This window comes from Massilia aurea (assembly GCF_040790145.1).
Classification (GTDB): domain Bacteria; phylum Pseudomonadota; class Gammaproteobacteria; order Burkholderiales; family Burkholderiaceae_D; genus Telluria; species Telluria aurea_C.
In genome coordinates, this window is the sequence record NZ_JBFMMP010000001.1 from 499634 (window position 1) to 519988 (window position 20355).

Annotated in this window: 15 protein-coding genes; 5 read left to right on the plus strand and 10 right to left on the minus strand. The window is 66.6% G+C overall.

Features of this window, described 5'->3' with window-relative positions; genetic code table 11:
• Nucleotides 1–55 precede the first annotated feature (55 nt).
• The 5 genes from AB2N08_RS02140 (at nucleotide 56) to AB2N08_RS02160 (ending at nucleotide 9921) form a co-directional block, all read left to right on the plus strand.
• Nucleotides 56–1402, plus strand: a complete 1347-nt coding sequence (locus AB2N08_RS02140) for an oxygenase MpaB family protein (protein ID WP_367608954.1) — start codon at nucleotides 56–58, stop codon at nucleotides 1400–1402.
• Nucleotides 1399–4470 carry a hybrid sensor histidine kinase/response regulator gene (locus AB2N08_RS02145; protein WP_367608955.1) on the plus strand — a complete coding sequence of 1024 codons (3072 nt, stop codon included), beginning with the start codon at nucleotides 1399–1401 and terminating at the stop codon, nucleotides 4468–4470. Before AB2N08_RS02140 ends, AB2N08_RS02145 begins: the two co-directional genes overlap by 4 nt.
• A gap of 176 nt (nucleotides 4471–4646) precedes the next feature.
• Nucleotides 4647–5477, plus strand: a complete 831-nt coding sequence (locus AB2N08_RS02150) for a carotenoid biosynthesis protein (RefSeq protein ID WP_367608956.1) — start codon at nucleotides 4647–4649, stop codon at nucleotides 5475–5477.
• The gene (locus AB2N08_RS02155) at nucleotides 5474–9010 is read left to right on the plus strand and encodes a hybrid sensor histidine kinase/response regulator (RefSeq protein WP_367608957.1); all 3537 of its coding nucleotides are present in this window, start codon (nucleotides 5474–5476) and stop codon (nucleotides 9008–9010) included. Before AB2N08_RS02150 ends, AB2N08_RS02155 begins: the two co-directional genes overlap by 4 nt.
• A complete protein-coding gene (locus tag AB2N08_RS02160; RefSeq protein ID WP_367608958.1) occupies nucleotides 9007–9921 on the plus strand; it encodes a diguanylate cyclase domain-containing protein in 915 nt (304 codons plus the stop codon). The genes AB2N08_RS02155 and AB2N08_RS02160 overlap by 4 nt, the downstream gene beginning before the upstream one ends.
• A 67-nt stretch (nucleotides 9922–9988) precedes the next feature.
• Here AB2N08_RS02160 and AB2N08_RS02165 read toward each other — a convergent pair whose 3' ends face one another.
• The 10 genes from AB2N08_RS02165 to AB2N08_RS02210 all read right to left on the minus strand — a co-directional run bounded on the left by AB2N08_RS02165 (nucleotide 9989) and on the right by AB2N08_RS02210 (nucleotide 20304).
• Nucleotides 9989–10756 (minus strand): hypothetical protein, encoded by a 768-nt coding sequence (locus tag AB2N08_RS02165; protein ID WP_367608959.1) that lies wholly within the window; start codon nucleotides 10754–10756, stop codon nucleotides 9989–9991.
• Nucleotides 10757–10909: 153 nt separating this feature from the next.
• Nucleotides 10910–11515: a DedA family protein gene (locus tag AB2N08_RS02170; protein WP_367608960.1), complete on the minus strand. Its 606-nt coding sequence runs from the start codon at nucleotides 11513–11515 to the stop codon at nucleotides 10910–10912.
• A gap of 18 nt (nucleotides 11516–11533) precedes the next feature.
• Nucleotides 11534–11980 carry a helix-turn-helix domain-containing protein gene (locus tag AB2N08_RS02175; RefSeq protein ID WP_367608961.1) on the minus strand — a complete coding sequence of 149 codons (447 nt, stop codon included), beginning with the start codon at nucleotides 11978–11980 and terminating at the stop codon, nucleotides 11534–11536.
• Between the two features lie 217 nt (nucleotides 11981–12197).
• Nucleotides 12198–13301, minus strand: coding sequence for an FAD-dependent monooxygenase (locus AB2N08_RS02180; protein ID WP_367608962.1), 1104 nt, complete (start codon nucleotides 13299–13301; stop codon nucleotides 12198–12200).
• Between the two features lie 49 nt (nucleotides 13302–13350).
• The gene (lodA, locus tag AB2N08_RS02185; RefSeq protein WP_367608963.1) at nucleotides 13351–15555 is read right to left on the minus strand and encodes a CTQ-dependent lysine 6-oxidase LodA; all 2205 of its coding nucleotides are present in this window, start codon (nucleotides 15553–15555) and stop codon (nucleotides 13351–13353) included.
• A gap of 223 nt (nucleotides 15556–15778) precedes the next feature.
• Nucleotides 15779–16411 carry a response regulator gene (locus tag AB2N08_RS02190; protein ID WP_367608964.1) on the minus strand — a complete coding sequence of 211 codons (633 nt, stop codon included), beginning with the start codon at nucleotides 16409–16411 and terminating at the stop codon, nucleotides 15779–15781.
• 64 nt (nucleotides 16412–16475) lie between these two features.
• Nucleotides 16476–17036, minus strand: coding sequence for a TMEM175 family protein (locus tag AB2N08_RS02195; RefSeq protein ID WP_367608965.1), 561 nt, complete (start codon nucleotides 17034–17036; stop codon nucleotides 16476–16478).
• 7 nt (nucleotides 17037–17043) lie between these two features.
• Complete coding sequence (locus AB2N08_RS02200) at nucleotides 17044–17688, minus strand: YoaK family protein (RefSeq protein WP_367608966.1); 645 nt, start codon at nucleotides 17686–17688, stop codon at nucleotides 17044–17046.
• 41 nt (nucleotides 17689–17729) lie between these two features.
• On the minus strand, nucleotides 17730–19604 hold the full coding sequence (locus tag AB2N08_RS02205; protein WP_367608967.1) for an amidohydrolase: 1875 nt from the start codon (nucleotides 19602–19604) through the stop codon (nucleotides 17730–17732).
• A gap of 4 nt (nucleotides 19605–19608) precedes the next feature.
• Nucleotides 19609–20304 carry a hydrolase gene (locus AB2N08_RS02210; RefSeq protein WP_367608968.1) on the minus strand — a complete coding sequence of 232 codons (696 nt, stop codon included), beginning with the start codon at nucleotides 20302–20304 and terminating at the stop codon, nucleotides 19609–19611.
• Nucleotides 20305–20355 lie beyond the last annotated feature (51 nt).

Below are 20355 nucleotides of genomic sequence, written 5' to 3' on the forward strand. Positions count from 1 at the left end.
CTGAAGACGGGGCGTCGACCGGCGCCCCTCTGCCACTCACGCCACAAGGAAGCCCATGGAGCGCATCGTACCGGCATCGCTTTCTCCCTCGCTGCGGGCCGACCCGCCGGCCGACGACACGGTCGCGCGGATGCTGGCCGGCGCCGATGGGCCGGCCGAGATCGCGGCGCGCATCGCCGCCATCAACCGCGAGCTGGCGCGCTGGCAAACCAATGGCGGCCTGGCCAGCTGGCGCCCGGGGCCTGACCTCGACCCGCGCGCGGCCGAGGCACTGCTCGATTACCTGGCGGCGTGCCTGCACTTGCCGGAGTGGGCCGACCCGGCCGCCATCGCGCGCGCCGAAACGCTGTTCATGGACATGAGCATGCTCTCGTGCACGCTGCTGTTCTGCGCCAGCCTGCCCGAATGCTACGTGCTGCCCGATCTGTCGGCCGTGCTGCATGCGGCCGGGCAGCTCGAGGCGCACACCGATTACCGCGTGCGCTCCACCGCCGCGATGATCTTCCCGGTCATGCTCGCCGGCGGCCTGACTTCACCCGAAGGCGGCGGCGTGGCCCAGGCGCTCAAGGTACGCCTGATTCACGCCACCATTCGCTACCTGATCCTGCGCGGCCCGCCCACCGCTGCGCTGGGCGCCGCGCCCCTGCCGCCGCTGGCGCCGGCCGGCGGCGGCATGTTCCACACGCTGTATGCGCACGGATGGGACACGTCCGTCAACGGCTTGCCGTGCAACCAGGAAGAACTGGCCTATACCCTGCTCACCTTCAGCTATGTGTTCGTGCGCGGCCTGCGCACGCTGCGCCTTGGCCTCGCGCCGCACGATGAGGCGGCGTACCTGCATGCCTGGAATGTGCTGGGCCACGTGCTCGGCATCGAGCGCGGCCTGATGGCGACGACGATGGAACAGGCCAGGCACGACTTCGAGTCCATGCAGGCGCGCGGGCGGCGCCTGGTGCGCACGCCCGATCCGCGCCCGCGCCTGGCGGCGGATCTGATGAAGGCCATGGAAAACGAGATCCCGATCCGATTCCTGAAACCCGTCCCGACGCTGCTCACGCGCCTGCTGTGCAAGGGCGACGCGACGCGGGACCTGGGCCTGAACGCGCGCGCGCCGCTGCTCGCGCGGGCGTTGTTTGCAATCGGCCTGGTGCTGGTGCGCAGCGTCGATGCCGTGGTGCGTGTGTTTCGGCCCGGCTTTTCGATCAGCCGCATGCTCACGCGCGCGCTGGGCCAGCGCCTGGTGACGCATTTCCTGCTGGACCAGACACGCCCGCTGCGCCTGCCCGACGCGCTGCTGAACGAGGTCAATGACGCCACCGCCGCCTGGCGCACCGACCCAAAGGCGCCGCGCTGGATGCATCGCATTGAAGCGCGCCTCGCCGGACGGGCGCCGGCCCGATGACCGGCCTGCGCGGCCTCGCATCGGTACTGCTGGCAGTGGTGCTGGCCTTGCTGGCAGCAACGACGTGGGCGGCGCCGCCGACGGTGACACTGGCGGCGACACTGACGCGTACAGCAAACGCCGTCGAAGCCTGGCCGGTGGCCACCGTGCTGCGCGACGCGACTGGCGCGCTCGATGCACCGGGCGCGGTCGCAGCGCAGGCACGGTTCGCCCCATCGACGCTTGCCTACGCCACCCTCGGCGTGGCGCCGGCGCCGAGCTGGGTGCGGGTGCCGTTTCGCGTGGCCCCGGACGCCCCGCAAGACTGGGTGGTGCAGTTCGACTTTGCCCTGATCGACTATCTCGACGTCTACCTGATCGAGGACGGCGCCATCCGCAAGCTGGCCGCCGCCGGCCGGCGCCAGGACGGGCAAGGCACGCTCGGTGGCCGCGTGCCGGCCGTGGCGCTCGAACTGGCGCCGGGCCGGGACTACACACTGCTGGTGCGGGTCGCGGCGAGCGGGCCCAAGGTGCTGCCGCTGCGCTTCATGCAGCCGCAGGCATTCCATCACGCCTCGCTGCAAGAGCAGATGCTGCAAGGGCTGCTGTTCGGCCTGGGCGTGTGCCTGCTGCTCTACAGCCTGGCCCAGTGCATCACGCTGCGCGAGCCTTTGTACGGCAAGTACGCGATGTTCGTCGGTGGCATGCTGATCTACCAGGCGGTGTGGTTCGGCGTGGCCGCGCAGTTCATCTGGGGCGACAACCTGTACCTGGCCACGCACATGATGGGCATCGGCACCTGCATCGCCACCACCGGCTGCTACCTGTTCGTCGAGCAGAGCCTGCGCCGCCCGGGCCTGGACCGCAACTTCAGCCGCATGATGCGCAGCGGCGCCGCAATCTGCGCCGGCAGCGGCGCGTTGTGGGCGCTCGGCGCGCTCGATCATCGCGTGTTCATGATGATCGTCGCCACGGTAGGCAATGCGCCCCTGCTGCTCGGGATGCCCGGCGCCGTGCGCCGCATGCGCGCGGGCGACGCGATCGGCGCGTATTTCGTGATCGGCTGGGCTGCCAGCCTGACCGGCGCGCTGATCCAGACGCTGGTCATCGCCGGCAAGCTGCCGGTCAATTTCTGGACCATGCACTCACTGCAGTTCGGCGTCACGCTCGACATGCTCGTGTTCATGCGGATCCTTGGCTTGCGCACCAAGGCCATGCAACGCGCCTTGCTGCGCGCCGAAGCCGAAGCGCGCATGAAGTCGGCGTTCCTGGCCAATATGAGCCACGAAATCCGCACCCCGATGAACGCCATCCTCGGCATGAGCAGGCTGGCCCTGATGGCCGGGCCCACGCCGCGGCTGCACAATTACCTCATCAAGATCCTGGGCGCGGGCGAACACCTGCTGGCCATCATCAACGACATTCTCGACCATGCCAAGATCGAAGCGGGCAAGCTGACTGTCGAGCAGGTGCCGTTTCACCTCGACGCGCTGATCGACCACGTGGCCAGCATGGGCGCCGTGAAGACCGACGCGCGGGGCGTCGCGCTGGTGTTCCGGGTCGCGCCGGACGTCCCGCAACACCTGGTGGGTGACCCGCTGCGCCTGGGCCAGGTGCTGATCAACCTGGTCGACAACGCCGTCAAGTTCACCGAGCGTGGCCAGATCGTCGTCGCCGTCGAAGCGCTGGCCGGTGCGAACGACGATGACAGCATCACGCTGTCCTTTTCGGTCAGCGACACCGGCATCGGCATGGACGCGCAGCAGGTGGCCGGCCTGTTCCAGTCGTTCAGCCAGGCCGACACCTCGACCACCCGCAAGTATGGCGGCACCGGCCTGGGCCTGTCGATCTCGCGCCAGCTGGTCGAGCTGATGGGCGGAGGCATCAGCGCCCGAAGCACCCCCGGCCAGGGCAGCTGCTTTACCTTCACGGCGGCGCTCGCAATTGCCCGCGACCTGGCGCCGCCCGGTCACGCCAGCACATCGGCACAGTCGGCACAGTCAGCACATTCGGCCATGCCGGCCGACCTGCCGCGCCTGGACGGCGCGCGCATCCTGCTGGCCGAAGACAATGCCAACAACCGTGAAGTCGCGCTCGACTTCATGGCGGCCGCCCGCATGCAGGTCGATATCGCCGTCAACGGGCTGGAGGCAGTGCGCATGGCGCAGACCGGGAATTACGACCTGGTGCTGATGGACGTCCAGATGCCCGAACTGGACGGCCTTGGCGCAGCGCGCGCAATCCGGGCCGACACACGCTTGCAGGCGCTGCCGATCGTGGCCATGACGGCGCATGCCATGTCCAGCGACCGCGCGCTGAGCCGCGAGGCCGGCATGAACGACCACGTCACCAAGCCGATCGATCCCGACCTGCTGTTTTTCACCTTGCTCAAGTGGATCGATCCGGCGCGGCTGGCGGGCCGCGCGCTTCCTGACCGTCCCAACCTGCCCCAGCCAGCCGCACCTTCCGCGCCGGCCGGTACGCTGCCGGCGGCGCCCGGCATCGACTGGGACGTCGCGCTGGCCAATGTCGACGGCCAGCGCAGCCGGCTGGAAAAGCGCGCCGGCAGCTTCGTGCGCGAATATGGCGCCGCCCCAGGCATCCTGCGCGATGCGCTGGCGGCGGGCGACGTCGCGCGTCTGCAATCGCTGGCGCACAACCTCAAGTCGAGCGCGGCTTACGTCGGCGCGCTGGCGCTGGCGACCGCCGCCGGTGATCTCGAACACGACTTGCGCGCCGGCCGGCGCGACCGGCTCGAAACCCGCGTCGCGGCGCTGATCGACGCCGCCGCCATGGCGCTGGCCGGATTGGACCTGCTGACGGGCGCCGCATTGCCTAGCGCGGCCGATCCCGAAGCGCTGGCGCCCGTGATCGCGCGGCTGTGCGCTTACCTGCAGGCCGACGACGCGCGCGCAGAAGATGCATTCGCTCAACTTGACAAACTGCTGGCCGGGATGATCGACGACGAAGCGCTCGCGGGGGTGCGCGACGCAATCGCGGACATCGAATATCACGCCGCTCTGGCCCCACTTGCGCGGCTGGCCGCCCAGCTTGGCTTCACGCAGGAACTTACAGTAAACCTATCTTAAGTACTTAGTAGCAATACTTCGTGCATACAAAAGTGTTACAAAGAAGCATCATGACCCTGTTGCACATAGGGACTACCTGCTAGACTGGCAACACTGCAGCACCCAGCTGCCGGCCAGCATCTGCGCCGGACATTACCACTCACAAAATCTCGCGCCACGCACCAAGGAACCAGAAGATGACGCTCACGCCAACTGCCCTGTCGCGCCTCGCTGCAGGCCTCGGCGCAGCCGCCCTGCTGGCGTTGCTGCTGCGCGGCTGGAACGCCGAGACACAGTTGCTCGTGATCAGTTCAGTGCTGATGTTCCTGGCGTGCTGCGCCAGCGCAGCACGCGTGCTCGGGCCCCGACCGGCGCTGCACCTGGTGCTGATCGCGCTGCCGGTCGGCTGGTTCGCCGAAGAAATGGGCGCGAACTATGGCTGGTTCTTCGGTAGTTACGATTACACGCCGGTCCTTGGCCCGCAATTGGGCAGCGTACCGCTCGTCATCCCGCTCATGTGGTTTGCACTGTCGTACACCGGTTACGTGATGGCCAACCTGATCGTCTGGCAAATCCCCGCCGACGGCGCCACGTCGATCCGGCGCAGCGTCGTCATGGCCGTGCTCGCCGCGCTGATCGTCACCGCCTATGACCTGGGTGTGGACCCGTATATGGTCTACAAGCTCAAGGCCTGGATCATGATGGAGAAGGATGGCTGGTGGTTCGGCGAGACGTTGCAGGGCTTTTTCGGCTGGATGCTGGTGGCATTCGCCATCGTGCTGGCGTTTCGCCTGACCTTGCGCCGCGCGCAGGGGGTGACACCGGCAGCGCCGGCGCCGCGCGTGCGCGACATCCTGGTTCCGCTCGGCCTGTACGGCGCCCTGATGGTGTTCGAGGTGACCCAGGGCGTGCCGGTCGAGACCCGCACCATCGCCCTGTTCGTGATGGGCATGCCGCTGTTCTGCGCCGCCTGCGGCCTGTACCGCTGGCAGCTCGCCCCGGGCGCAACCGTCAGGGCAGCAGCATGAGTCACGCAATGCTTCACGGCGCGTCCGGGCGCCGTGCGCTACTCCGCACGAGTCCAGCCTACTTATCGTTCATGTTCCACGTGCGCCTCCTGGCGCTGTTGGTTCTGGCCTGGCTGGCCGTACTGCCGGCCCAGGCCCAGACCTTGCAACTCACGCGCGACGCCAGCACCGTCGACGCCTGGCCGGCCGTGACGATCCTGGCCGACCCCGGCGAGCGGCTCGACGCCACCGCCGCGCTGGCCGCCGGCGAGCGCTTCGTGCGGCCGACCACCGCCGACGCCAGCATGGGCATGCAGCCAGGTGCGACCTGGGTCCGGATGCCGATCGCGGTGGCCGGCAACGCCACCAATGGCTGGGTGATGCAGATCGATTTCGCGCTGCTCGACGAGCTGGACGTTTGGGTACGATATCCGGACGGCTTGCGCAAGGTCGCGAGCGTCGGCCGCATGCAGCAGCAGTCGGGCGGCGCCCTCAAGGGCCGGGTGCCCGGCGTGGTGCTGCGCCTGGTCCCCGGCACGGCGTACACCGTGCTGCTGCGCGTGAAGACCGTCGGCCCGAAGATCCTGCCGATCAGCTTCATGCAGCCCGACGCCGTGCTGTCGGCCGAGCTGGACGAACAGCTGCTGCAAGGCCTGCTGCTGGGGCTGCGCTTCACGCTGATCCTGTACGCGCTGGGCCAGTGGTACACCCTGCGCGAGCCCCTGTTCGGCAAGTACGCGCTGCAGGCCACCGGCGTCACGCTGTACTCGGCCGCCTGGTTCGGCACCGCCGGCCAGTATTTGTATCCCGGCAACGCATGGCTGCTCGAACACGGGGCCGGCCTGTTCTCGATCATGGCGTCGTGCGGCGCCTACCTGTTTGTCGAACAGTCGCTCGCGCGGCCCGGCCGGGACCGTATCTTCAGCCGCCTGATGAAGACCCTTGCCGCGCTGTGCCTGGTCACCGCGATCGGGTTCGCCGCCGGCGTCATCAACCACAAATACCTGGTCCTGATCGTCGGCACGCTCGGCATCATGCCGATGCTGCTCGGCCTGCCCGGCGCCTATCGCCGCGCCCGTGCCGGCGACGCCGTCGGCATCTATTTCCTGCTCGGCTGGGCGGTGGCGTTCGCGGCCGCGTTTACCACTGCGCAGCTCATCAACGGCAAGCTGCCGGCGAACTTCTGGACCATGCACGCGCTGGTTTTCGGCAGCACCTTCGACATGCTCGTGTTCATGCGCATCCTGGCGCTGCGTACCGAGGCGATGCAGAAGGCGATGCTGCGCGCCGAAGCCAGCACCCGCATGAAGTCGGAATTCTTGGCCAATATGAGCCACGAGATCCGCACCCCGATGAACGCCATCATCGGCATGAGTCGCCTGGCCCTGATGAGCGAGCCGGCGCCCACGCTGCGCAACTACCTGAGCAAGATCCTCGGCGCGAGCGAACACCTGATGGGCATCATCAACGATATCCTCGACTTCTCGCGCATCGAAGCGGGCAAGCTGCAGGTGGAAGCGGTGCCGTTCGACCTCGACGAAATGCTCGAGCACCTGTCGAGCCTGACCGGCGTGAAGACCGACGCCAAGGGCATCGAACTGATCTTCCGGGTCGGGCCCGGCGTGCCACAACGCCTGATCGGCGACCCGCTGCGCCTGGGCCAGATCCTGATCAACCTGACCGGCAACGCCGTCAAGTTCACCGAGCGCGGCGAGATCGTCGTGGCCGTCGAAGCGCAGCACAGCGAAGACGGCAAGATCCTGCTCGCCTTCAGCGTCAGCGACACCGGCATCGGCATGACGCCCGAGCAACTCTCGCGCCTGTTCGTCTCGTTCAGCCAGGCCGACAGCTCGACCACCCGCAAGTATGGCGGCACCGGCCTGGGCCTGTCGATCTCGCGCCAGCTGGTCGAACTGATGGGCGGCGAGATTTCAGCGCGCAGCACCCCTGGCGTCGGCAGCAGCTTTACCTTCACCGTGCAACTGGGCGTCGCCGAAGGCCACGCCACCGCCAGCGCCGTGCGCAAGGCGCTCTTGCTGGACGTGCGCGCGCTGGTGGTCGACGACAGCGCCACCGCGCGCGGCGCGCTGGCCGAGATGCTCGGCGGGCTGGGCGTGCACGCCGACACCGCGGCCTCGGGCGAAGAATGCCTGTCGCTGCTGGCCCAGGCGGTGCACGATGAAAAACCGTACCAGATCGTGCTGATGGATTATCTGATGCCGGGAATGGATGGCATGCAGACCATCAACCGCATCCGCCAGCATGCACGCGAACAGGGCCACCCGACACCCCCGCCGGCGATCCTGATGATCTCGGCCTGCACGCGCGAGACCGTCATGGAAGAGCAAGGCCAGGGCGAGCTGCCGATCGACGCGTTCCTGCACAAGCCGGTCGGCCCGGCGCTGCTGTATCACAGCCTGCTGCAGGTGCTCCATCCGCAGCTTGGCCCCATCGAAACGATCGACAACTATCTGCCGGCCCTGGCCGACCTGCCGCGCCTGGACGGCGCGCGCATCCTGCTGGCCGAAGACAATGACAATAACCGCGAGGTGGCCCTCGACTTCATGGCCGCAGCGCGCATGCAAGTCGACGTCGCCTTCAACGGCGTCGAGGCGGTGCGCATGGCCCTGGCGGGCGACTACGACCTGGTGCTGATGGACATCCAGATGCCCGAGATGGACGGCTTGACGGCAACGCGCGAGATCCGGCTTGACCCGCGCCTGCGCGAATTGCCGGTCGTGGCCATGACGGCGCACGCGCTGGCCAGCGACCGCGCCCTGAGCCGCCTGGCCGGCATGAACGACCACGTCACCAAGCCGATCGATCCCGACCTGCTGTTTTGCACGCTGCTCAAGTGGATCGATCCGGCGCGCCTGAAGGGCCGGCCGGTGCCGGCGGCCATCCGGCCCGCCCCGAGCGCGATCGGGCGTACGGCCGGCGGCCCGCTGCCGGCCGTGCCGGGCATCGACTGGCGCATGGCGCTGGAAAACGTCGACGGCCAGCGCAGCCGCCTGGAAAAGCGCGCCGGCAGCTTCGTGCGCGAATACGCGGGTGCGCCAAGTATTTTGCGCGAGGCGCTGCAGGCGGGCGACCACCCGCGCCTGCAAGCGCTGGCGCACAACCTCAAGTCGAGCGCCGCGTACGTGGGCGCGTTCGAGCTGAGCAGCGCCGCCGCACGCCTGGAACAAGACCTGCGCGCCGGCCAGTTCGAGCGCGTCGGCATCCAGGTGCCAGCCCTGGTGAGCGCTTCCGAAACGGTGCTCTCGGGCCTGGCCCAGATGGCGGCGCTGGCGTTGCCGAAAGCGGTCGACCCGGAAACGCTGGCCCTGGTGATCGCACGCCTGGAAGGCTATCTGCGTACTGACGATGCGCGCGCCGAGGATGCGCTTGCGCAGTTAGAGTTGCTGCTGGGCGCCGGGGCGCACGTCGATGCGGTGGAAGCTGCGCTGGGCGCCGTGCGGCGCGCCGTCGCCGAGATCGAGTATGCCGCGGCGCTGGAGCCACTTGCCGTCCTGGGCGCGCAGCTCGATCTGAGTCTGGAAGGGAGTCAATGAATATAGTTCAGTCGCAGAAAGTCCTGGTAGCCGACGACGACGCCATCAACCGCGAAGTGCTGGGCGAACTGCTCAAGCCCGAATACACGGTGCTGCTGGCCCGCAACGGCGCCCAGACCCTCGAGCGCGCCGCGCGCCACCTGCCCGACCTGATCCTGCTCGACGTGATGATGCCGGACATGGACGGCTACGAAGTGCTGCGCCGGCTGCGCGCCGACGCACAGACGGCGCATATCGCGATCATCTTCATTTCGGGCCTGGACCGGCCCGAGGACGAGGCCAATGGCCTCAAGATGGGCGCATCCGACTACATCGTCAAGCCATTCAACCAGACGGTGGTGATGGCGCGCGTGGCGCTGCACCTGCAGGTCGTGCGCCAGCGCCGCATGCTCGAACGCCTGGCGAATATCGACGGCCTGACCGAGCTGGCCAACCGGCGCCGCTTCGACGAAGTGTACGACCAGGAATGGCAGCGCGCCCGCCAGAGCGGCCAGCCGTTGTCGCTGGCCCTGCTCGACATCGACGCCTTCAAGCAGTTCAACGACCGCTATGGCCATCCGGCCGGCGACCGCGCCCTGCGCTCGGTGGCGCGCGCGGCCGGCGCGGCCATGCGCCGGCCTGGCGAGCTGGCCGCGCGCTACGGTGGCGAAGAGCTGCTGCTGTTGATGCCCGAAACCGATGCCCAGGCCGCGCACGCGGTGGCCGAGGCGCTGCGCGACGCCATCGCCGGGCTGGGGATCCCGCACGAAGCATCGAATGTCGCGCCGATGCTCACTGTCAGCGTCGGCGGCGCCACGTTCGACCCGACCGGCGCCGAAGCGCAGTTCGAATTGTTCGAAGCAGCCGACGCCCAGCTGTATCGCGCCAAGCAGGCTGGCCGCAACCAGGTGTGGTGGCGCGTCGGCGCCTGAACACCCGGACGGTACCGTGCCGCTGGCGAGGGGTTGTGCTTGCCCTTGCCACCGGCTTTGCCAGATTTTATGTCAGCACCGACGCACGCCGCGCCGCCTGCACGGCGAGGTCCAGCGTGTGCTCGACCAGGCCGATCACGACGTCGTCGAGATTCGTCAGGGTTCGATTCAGGTTCCTGGACGTGCGCGACTCGGCAGCCAATGCCTGGCTTCGCTGGCGCCACGGGTCGAGCATGGCCTTGCGTTGCCGCGCGAGTCGCATCCGGGTCAACAGGGACGAGCCGGCGTCCCGCTCGCTGCGCAGCAAGCTGGTGGCGAACAGGATGCGTTGCCGCAGGTGGGCGCGCATCACGCCACCATGCAATTTGGTGTAGCACTGCAACAGCATCGGCAACGCGTGGCGCCATGGCTGACGTTGCCCTTCGGGGATGCGCGGATCCGACAGGCGCTGATGTTCACTGGCGATCGCAGCGAGCAGGTGCGATAGTGCATGCGCCCTCAGCGCGAGCAGCTGGCACCGCATGGCCCTGCAGCCTAGCCGGCGGCGTTCATACAGCAACGCGGCACTCTTGAGCTCGCTTTCAAGCGATGTCTGCATGGCGCGCATGTGGGCCAGGCCTGCCCGCATTTGTTCAACACCGGGCAAATCCGGCGTGCCGGGCAGAGCGCAGCGCGGCAGTTCCAGTTCAGCCAGGTAAAGCGCGATGACTTCCAGGCCGGACGCGCCGCTGCAGGGCCCCGGGGATGTCGCACCATCGATCAGTTGCCCCAGCTTGCCGGCGACCGGGCCCAGTCGGTCGAGCAAGGCTTGCGCGTCGTGCCTTGTTGCGTTCATGCGATGCCCCCGGTGATCGACCAACGATTGGCGGACATCTCGATCGGGCAACGCTTCTGGCCATGCGCTGCAGAGGCCGTCGCCGCACGGTCAGTGTAAGCGTGCAGCGCAGCAGGGACAACCTGTCGGTTCTGTCAGGTTATTCGCGCTCTCTCAGGCCTTGCCGCCCGACTTGAACGTGACGACGCGATACAGATACCAGCCCAGCAGGCCGATCAGGATGGCCTTCGACACCGGGTCGACGTACTGCGCCACGCGCTCGTACTGGCTCTCGAGCGCGTAACCGGCGCCGGTCAGGATGCCGGTCCAGATCAGTGAACCGATCGTCGAATACAGCAAGAACTGCCCCATCGACATTTTGGCCAGCCCGGCCGGTACCGAGATCAGGGTACGGATCGCCGGGATCAACCGGCCCAGCAGCACCACCTTCTTGCCATGCTTTTCAAAGGTCTCCATTGCATGCTCGATGTCGCCGTGCGTCACCGTCATCCAGCGGGCGTGCTTGTCGGCGAATGCTTCGAGCCGCTCCTTGCCATACACCTTGCCCGCGTAATACCACGGCAGCGCGCCGGCCACCGAACCGGCAGTGCCGGCCAGCAGCACGCCGACCACGTTGAGGTCCCCGCGCGCGGCAACGAAACCGGCGAACGGCATGATCAGCTCGGACGGAATCGGCGGAAAGATGTTTTCCAGCGCCATCAGCGCGAAGACGCCGAAATAACCACTCTTTTGCATGAACTCGGTGATGAACTCGAACACGGGAGGCACTCCATATCATTAGACAGCCTCTACGATACCAACTTTCATAAAAGACATCTGTTCCGCTGCGCACGCATGACGGCAGCGCCAGACGTGCGGTGACAGCTTGAAGACATCGTGGAACGTGCGGGTGAAATGCGACTGGTCGCAGAAACCGTGCGCGTGGGCGATGGTGGTCAAGGGCGTGCTGGACGTGGCCATCGCCTCGCAGGCGGCGGCCAGCCGGCGCCGGATCACATACACGCGCGGCGGCACGCCGACGCTGTGCTTGAAGGCGCGCGTGAAATGGCTCACGCTCAAGCCCAGGGTGGCGGCCAGGCGTTCGGTGCGCAGCGTGGCGCCAAGGTTGGCGTCGATATAGTCGGTGACGCGCTGGATTTGCCAGCGCGGCAGGCCGCCGTGGGCGGCGCGGCGACCGGTGGGCACGACGGAAGGCGGGGTCAGCGGGGTCAAGGCTGTGTGCATGCTGTTCTCCAGATTGGCGCACAAAGGCGAACCGGGGAATGTTGCAGTGCATCGCCGTAGCTGCACAGACAAGATCGGGGCGACGTCACCCCCCACGAAAGTGGGGGGCACGCTCGTTCGCTAGTCCGCGAGCGCGCACCATAGCGGTCGCGTCGATCTCGTCACTGATATGGTCACTGAGGTGCTCACTGAGCGGCGAATGCGCAGCCCGCTCAAATCAGGGACGGCCCCGCCGTTGCCAGAACGGCGCCTGCGGCCAGCGCTGCTCTGCGGCGTAGTAGTTGCGCCGCATGTTCAGATACGCTGCGAAGCTGTCGAACAATGTGCGGTGGTAACGGCGGGCCATGCCGGCGTCGCCGAGCAGGCAGGCTTCGGCCACGCGCGCGGCGTGGATCCCTGAACTGACGGCGTGGCCGATGCCCATCGCCGCCATCGGATCGAAGCACATTGCCGCGTCGCCGGCGGCGGTCCAGTTCGCGTTGTCCGGCAGCGATGCCACGCGACTGTGGATCGCATAATGGCGCATGGCGGCCACGGCCGGGAGTTGCGCCATGATCTTGCGCACGTGGACAGTTCCCGAAGCCAGCGCGCGCCAATTGGCGTCCAGGTTGAGGTCAAGGCGCTTGAGAATATCGGCATCCGTGATGAACGCAACCGCGACCAGCTTGCCCGGCAGTGGCGAGACGTAGTACCAGCCATGCTCGGTGGTTTCCACCAGGGTCTGCTGCGGCAAGTCGGTGCCTGCACCCAGGTCATAGTACCCATACAACGCCACCAGCGCGTCCTCGCTATGCATCGCACGGCCCTGCTTCTTCACTATCAGCGCACTCTTCCCGCTGCAATCGATCAGGTAGCGCGCCCCGATGTCGCACTCGCTGCCGTCAAGCGCCAGGCGCAGGCGCCACGGTAGGCCATCCGGTTCGTGCGCGATCTGCACGATGTCGGCGGGCCGGTACAGCGCCACGCCGGCACCGGCCACCTGTTCGAGCAGGATCGAGTCGTACTGCCTGCGATCGAGCTGCAAGGCGTCACCCTGGCTGCTGAAGATGGTGTTGCGCATCACCAGCGCGTCGCTTCCCCACGCGGCCGCATGCGAATACGTCGGCAATTGCGCGCCCGCCACCGCAGCGCGGCTGACACCGAGAAAATCGAGCAGGGACAGCAGCGAGCTCGAGACCGACTCTCCCGCCCGGAAGTCCTCGAACCGGCGCCGCTCGATTAGCGCCACCCGCAAACAGGTATAGCGCGCCAGCGCGAGTGCGGCGGCGGTGCCGGCGGCGGCGCCGCCGATCACCACCACGTCGTATTCGGACGCCGCCACTGTCGAACCTGTCCCTGCAGGCAGAACTCGCTCCTGCCGGGACAGGCTCTCAGTGCGAGAAACGGCGCCGGCCAGCGGGCTCGATCTTCTTGGGCACATCGTGGTGCGAGGCCTGCGCGCCGCTTGAAGCGCCCTGCAGCGCGTCCGAACTCGCCTCGCGTGGCGCAGGCGGGTCCTCGTCCTTGAGGAACCAGGCGGGTAGATAGTTCGAGTCGTCCCCGGTGATGAAGCTGCTGGCATTGCCCACGCCGACACTGGCCACGACGAACTTGTCATGGTTACGCTCCTTTTCGACGAAGTACGGGTATTGGCGGCCGTATTGCGCATCCTTGTTCTGGTTGACCACGAAGCCCAGGTATTGCCATGAACTGATCATCTGCGAAAAACTGTTCATGCCACGGCTGTACATCACCTGCATGCCGGCTGGAACGCCAGCCAGCAGTTGCTCGGCTTTGCTGGTGGCGCCGCTGATGACGTTCCACGGGCTCTGCGGCGGCCACCAGTAGGCGTAGTAAGTTGGCGCCACTGGAATCAGTGTGTCAGGATTTTTCACCAGGTTCACATCGTCAAAATTGATCATTTGCACCGAGCAATCGTAGAAGTCGGCTTGCCACGGAATCGCCATGCGCTTGGTGAGGTCGCCCGGCTCGCAGCCGCCGCCTACCGTCGGGTCGCGCCAGTCGAGCGGTTCGCATTCGTCGCGGCCCGGCGAGAGACCGCTCTTCTGGTAATTGGCGAGCGCCCGGTGCCGGATCACGTACGGGCGTTCGTAGATGGCGGGATTGCGCACGCTCCAGGTCACTTCTATCCCCGGGCACATCGGCTCACCGACACAATTGCTGATGGCCGCGCGATCGAGCGGGGCAATGCCGGGAAGCGCCAGACCGGGCGACGTTGAAGAGAACTTGCCAGCTGACCATTGCTGGAGTGCGAAAAACTGGGTGTCGGTGAGCACCGAGAACTTGCTGATGATGTTGTTGCGGACCGAGTTGGTGCCCGAGTTGACTGGCATCAGGGGGATCCCGGCTGCCGGTTCCGCCGGCGTGTAGCCGCTGAACAGCTGGTTGTCCTGTCCGCCCGAAAAGCCCGGTGGCTCCAGCTCGGTCGCCAGCTTGATTTTCGACGGTCGTCGGAAATAACTGAAAAAGTTCTCGCGATTGGCGCGATTGTCCTCCGATGCATCGGCCACATCGAATGACGGACGGATGAACGCGGTCATTGAAGGCACCGTGGCCACCCACTGGTAATCGCCCATGCGCTCCAGGAAAGGCCGGATGTCCTGCTCAAAATTGACGACATACGCCGGGTTCCAGCCGTCGGTATCGGCCCACCTCAAGCTGTCGTAGGCGTCGGGCAGCGCCCCCTTGAACTTGATCGACATGTCGGCGACGACGTCGTCCCAGGTCGAGATATTGACCAGTTCTGGCGCGAACTTCGGTGAGCCGATCAGCACCCAGGCCTGGAGTTCGACCGGCGCGCTGCCGTCGTTGAAGTGGATGATGGCGCCGACGGGGCCGTCGGCGACGTCATCGTTCCAGGTGTCGCCGCCACCGAAACCGGTGATGCTTTGGTTGCCGCCGGCGCGCCCGTAGGCGCCGATCACCAGCAGGTTGCCGTGGCTGTCAGTACGCATCTCGCCCAGCGTACGCACCGGCAATCCCTGCGTCACGGCTCCCGGGAACGAAACCCAGGGATAGTCGCCGGCGCTGGCCTGGTCGAACTGGGCGCGTTGCAGCGCCGCGTCCAGCGTGCGTGGTCCAGGATCGACGATCAGCTTGCGCCGCTCGGCATCCGTGGTGGCAACGGCATTGCGCAGATTGGTCCACGAGCGCGTCGACAAACCCCATGCCGATGGTGTGTCGGTCCACGTCTGATAACTGTTATACGGACCGAACATCAGATCGCCCAGCAGCGGAATGTAGTTCCACCAGGCAGCCTTCTTGTTGGCGACATGAACGGTCCATTCGATCCTGGCGATGGCCGGATCGTCCAGCGTGATCGCGACTGGCGCCTGGCCGGGCACGCTGCGGAATATCTGGAACCGGGCCGCCTGGCGGCGCACGCGGCCGCTGCCATCCTTGAAGCTGGTGACGCCCACCGGTCGCTGGTCGACCATAAGGGGATTGCCGTCCTGGTCCGGCTCGAACGGCAGGCCGCCGGTGGTGTCCGGCGCCAGGTAAAACGAATCGGGGCTGTTGCCGACGCGGCCGATACCGATGGCCGGGTGGATCGAATACTGTTCATTGGCGCGCACTGGTTTTCCTTTCGATGCAGGAATGCTAGAGGCAGAATGTTTTTGTTCAGAACTCGGGTGTCACCGGCACGACCATACAGAGAAAAATCAATGGCATTTACACGCATTGTCACAGAGTGCGAAAGTCACTCTCGCGGCATAAGTGCAAGCGCGGCAGGACCATGCAATCACGATGGAGCGCCTCCGACCGGGCCGGAATGCCTGACCGAACAGGCGTCACGACTCAGATTTCGAGGAAACCGCGCTCGATGCCGATTGTCACCGCATGCGTGCGGTTGTTCGCGCCGAGCTTTTCCATGATGCTGCGCAGGTGGCCCTTGACCGTGTCTTCCGACAGCGTGAGCAGCCGGCCGATTTCCTTGTTGCCGTTGCCGCGCGCGGTCAGCTCGAGCACCTGCAGCTCGCGCACGGTCAAGGTTTCCTGCCCGAGATGGCGCGCCAGCTCGCCCGCGATCTCGGCCGGAATATACCGGTGGCCGGCAGCCAGTACGCGGATCGCGTCGACCAGTTCCTTGCGCAGCGAACTCTTGAGCAGGTAGCCCTGGGCCCCGCCCTTGATCGCCTGCATCGCGCGCGCATCGCCCCGGAACGTGGTCAGGATCGCCAGGCACGCCTGCGGAAATTCGGCGCGGATCGTGGCGATGGCGTCCATGCCGTTCAGGTGCGGCATCTGCAGGTCGATCAGCGTTACGTCAGGCCGCAGCGCGCGGTACAGCGCGACGGCCTCGTTGCCATCGGCCGCCTCGCCCACCACGTGCATGTCGGACTGGCTCCCGATCACGGCGGCGATCCCCTCGCGCATGAGCGGGTGATCGTCGGCGATCAGGATGGTGATCGGATTGGTTCGTTGATGCACGGAGGTCCTCTTCTTGTAGTCGGGCCGACTGCGCATGATGCCAGCGCCCCGCGAGTGCGTCCAGTCACGGGTAGAGCGCTGGCGTGCGTTCCGGCACCAGCCACAGCACGGCCAGCACCACATGGATCACGGCCCCGAGGGGCGGATACCACAGCGAGAGCACGATCGCGAGCGCGTACAGGCCCACCGACAACTGGTTCTTCCCGTTCTGCCAGGTATGCGCATGGTTCTTGCCTTCGAGCGCGCCGAGCCGCCACGACAGCAGCAGGAACGAGATCGAGCACAGCAGCAGCACCGCGCCGTACAGCGCGACCGGCGCCGGGGCCATCGGGTTCTCGCCGGCCCAGGCGGTGACGAACGGGATCAGCGACATCCAGAACAGCAGGTGCAGATTGGCCCACAACACGGCCCAGTCCACGCGCTCGACCCGCTCCAGCAGCGCGTGGTGGTTCACCCAGTAGATCCCCACGTACACGAAGCTCAACCCATAGCGCAGCCAGCCCGGCGCGACGGCGCCAACATCCGCCAGCGTCGTGCCATGCGGCGGCTTGAGTTCGAGCACCATGATGGTGAGGATCACCGCGATGACGCCGTCACTGAACGCCTCTAACCGCGTTTTATTCATGCCGCGCTCATGCAGCTGACTCGAGCGAGGGCATGCACAGGTGCAGCACCAGTAGCGCCAGCGGCACGAGCAGCGCGACGAAGCCGAACGCCAGGTACAGCCATGCGCCCCCGGCGCAGCCCAGTGCGAAGCCGAACAACGGCCAGAAGAACTTGCTGCAGCGGGCGGCAGTGGCGGCGTCGCCGGCGCCGCGCAGACGGTCGACCGTGTCGATTACCAGTTGCGTGACGTTGCCCGTCATCATCGACGTGGGCGCCAGGTGCGCCAGCAGCAGCTTGCTCGCGGCGCTGTGCGCGCCCATGGCCGCCGCGCCAAACAGCCCGGCCGCCATGGCCAGCGCCGACATGTCGCGCGCCACCGGTTCGGCCAGCACACCGCACACCATGAAGCCGGTCAACAGCGCCAGTTGCAGCAGGTACGATGGCCGGTGCGCCCCGGCGCCGCGCCGCTCGCACGCCGCGACGAGCAGGCGCGCGCAAGCGATGCCGAAGATGAAAGCCGGGAACGCCAGGATCTTCAGCAGGGACGGAATATGTCCCGGATCCGCGAGCGACGCGCCCAGCAGCACGAAGTTGCCGGTGACGTGGGCGGTGAACAGCCCGAACAGCGCGATGAAGCCGAGCGTGTCGACGTAACCTGCGAAAAAGCCCATATTGAAGCCATGCAGGCGGGAGGGAAGCGGCGTACCCATCGTCAGAACGCGAAGCAGCTGCAACCGAGCGCGCCCCAGAAGCCGCTGTAGTCCGACACCGGCATGCTGGACTTGCGCGCCCTGTCATGGCTGTGCGCGTGCACGCCGCATGGCCCGCTGCACTGGTGCGGCAACGCCAGTTGCGCTGCCGGCTGTGGCGCAGCTTTGCGCCAGTGGCCCGGCACCCTGGTCACGGGCGACCAGTCGGGCAGCACGGGAATCGGCGGCAAGCCCAGATCGGTAAATTCCGCCGCGCCGTACACGATGCGCCCGCCGACGACCGTCATCACCGATTCGATGGCCTTGATCTCTTCGGCATCGACGGTGAAGAAGTCTTTCGACAGCACCGCCAGGTCGGCGAACATGCCCTCCTTGATGCGCCCCTTGCCATCCTGCTCGTTGGAGAACCACGCGCTGCCGGCGGTCCAGAGTTCCAGCGCGACCTGGCGCGGCAGGTGGCCGGCGCTGCCGTACAGGGCCAGGCCGCCGACGGTGCGACCGGTCACGAGCCAGTACAGCGCCGTCCACGGGTTGTAGCTGGCCACGCGGGTAGCGTCGGTGCCGGCGCCGACCGGTACGCCGGTTTCCAGCATCTGCTTGATGGGCGGCGTGGCACGCGCTGCGTCGCTGCCGTAGCGGTCGACGAAATACTCGCCCTGGAACGCCATGCGGTGCTGGATGGCGATGCCGCCGCCCAGCGCCGCGACGCGGTCGATGTTACGCTGGGTGATCGTCTCGCAATGGTCGAACATCCAGTGCAGGCCGTCGAACGGGATGTCGCGATTCACTTTTTCGAACACGTCGAGCATGCGCGAAATCGATTCGTCATAGGTCGCGTGCAGACGGAACGGCCAGCGCTGCGCCACCAGGTGGCGCACCACGCGTTCGAGTTCGCCTTCCATGCCGGGATCCAGGTCGGGCCGCGGCTCAAGAAAGTCTTCGAAGTCGGCCGCCGAAAACACCAGCATTTCGCCGGCGCCGTTGTGGCGGTAGTAGTCGCTGCCCTGCCCCGGCGTGACCATATCGGTCCAGCGCTGGAAGTCTTCCAGTTCCTGCCCCTTGTTCTGCGTGAACAGGTTGTAGGCGATGCGGATCGTGAGCTGTTCGGCCGCATCGAGCTGCTCGATGACGGCGTAATCGTCGGGATAATTCTGGAAACCCCCGCCGGCGTCGATCGCACTCGTGATGCCGAGGCGATTGAGTTCGCGCATGAACTGGCGGGTGGAATTCACTTGCAGGTCGTACGGCAGCTTCGGGCCTTTGGCCAGCGTGGCGTACAGGATCATCGCGTTCGGGCGCGCAATCAGCATCCCGGTCGGATTGCCGGCGCCGTCGCGCACGATCTCGCCGCCGGGCGGATTGGGCGTGTCCTTGGTGTACCCGACGGCGCGCAGGGCCGCGCGATTGAGCAGCGCGCGGTCGTACTGGTGCAGGATGAACACCGGCGTGTCGGGTGCGGCAGCGTTGATTTCGTCGAGCGTGGGCATGCGGCGCTCGGCAAACTGGAATTCGGTCCAGCCGCCCACCACGCGCACCCACTGCGGGTTGGGCGTGCGGTCGGCCTGCTCCTTGAGCATGCGCAGCGCATCGAACAGCGACGGCACGCCTTCCCAGCGCAACTCCAGGTTGTAGTTCAGGCCACCGCGAATCAGGTGCAGGTGCGAATCGTTCAGGCCCGGCACCACGGTGCGGCCGTTCAGGTCGATCACCTGGCTTCCTTCTTCGCGCTGGCGCATCACGTAGTCGATGTCGCCCACGGCGACGAAACGCCCGTCGCGGATGGCGACGGCGGAGGCTTGCGGCTGTTCACGGTCGACGGTATGGAAGCAGCCGTTGATGAGGATGAGGGCCGGCGTTGCAGCGCGTGGGGCGACCATGGCGTTACGCCTTCGAGGTTGCCGACACCGGCGCCAGCACTTCGTGCGTGCCGACAGCGCGCGCCGGGGCCTTGTGCACCATCGTGTAGGCGTAGTCCACGCCCATGCCGTAGGCGCCCGAATGCTCGGTGACGATCTTCATGACGTCGTTGTAGGTGTCGCGGTGCGCCCAGTCGCGCTGCCACTCGAGCAGCACCTGCTGCCAGGTCACGGGCACCACGCCGGCCTGCACCATGCGCAGCATCGCCATGTCGTGGGCTTCCTTGCTGGTGCCGCCCGAGGCGTCCGAGACCATGTAGATTTCGTACTCGCCTTCGAGCATCGCGCACAGGGCGAAGGTGGTGTTGCACACTTCGGTCCACAGGCCGGCGACGATGACCTTCTTGCGGCCATTGGTTTTGAGTGAATTACGCACCTTCTGGTCATCCCACGAATTCATCGAGGTGCGCTCGAGGATGGCCTGGCCCGGGAACACATCCAGCAGTTCCGGGTAGGTGTGGCCCGAGAACGATTCGGTTTCCACCGTCGTGATCGTGGTCGGGATATTGAAGACCTTGGCTGCCTTGGCCAGGCCGACGACGTTGTTCTTCAGGGTCTGGCGATCGATCGACTGCACGCCAAAGGCCATCTGCGGCTGATGATCGATGAAGATCAGCTGCGAATTTTGCGGGGTCAGGACGTCGAGTTTTGGATTGGTCATATTGTTCTCCTTGGTAGAAATCGGCCACGGCGCGGCCAGGTAAAAAAATCG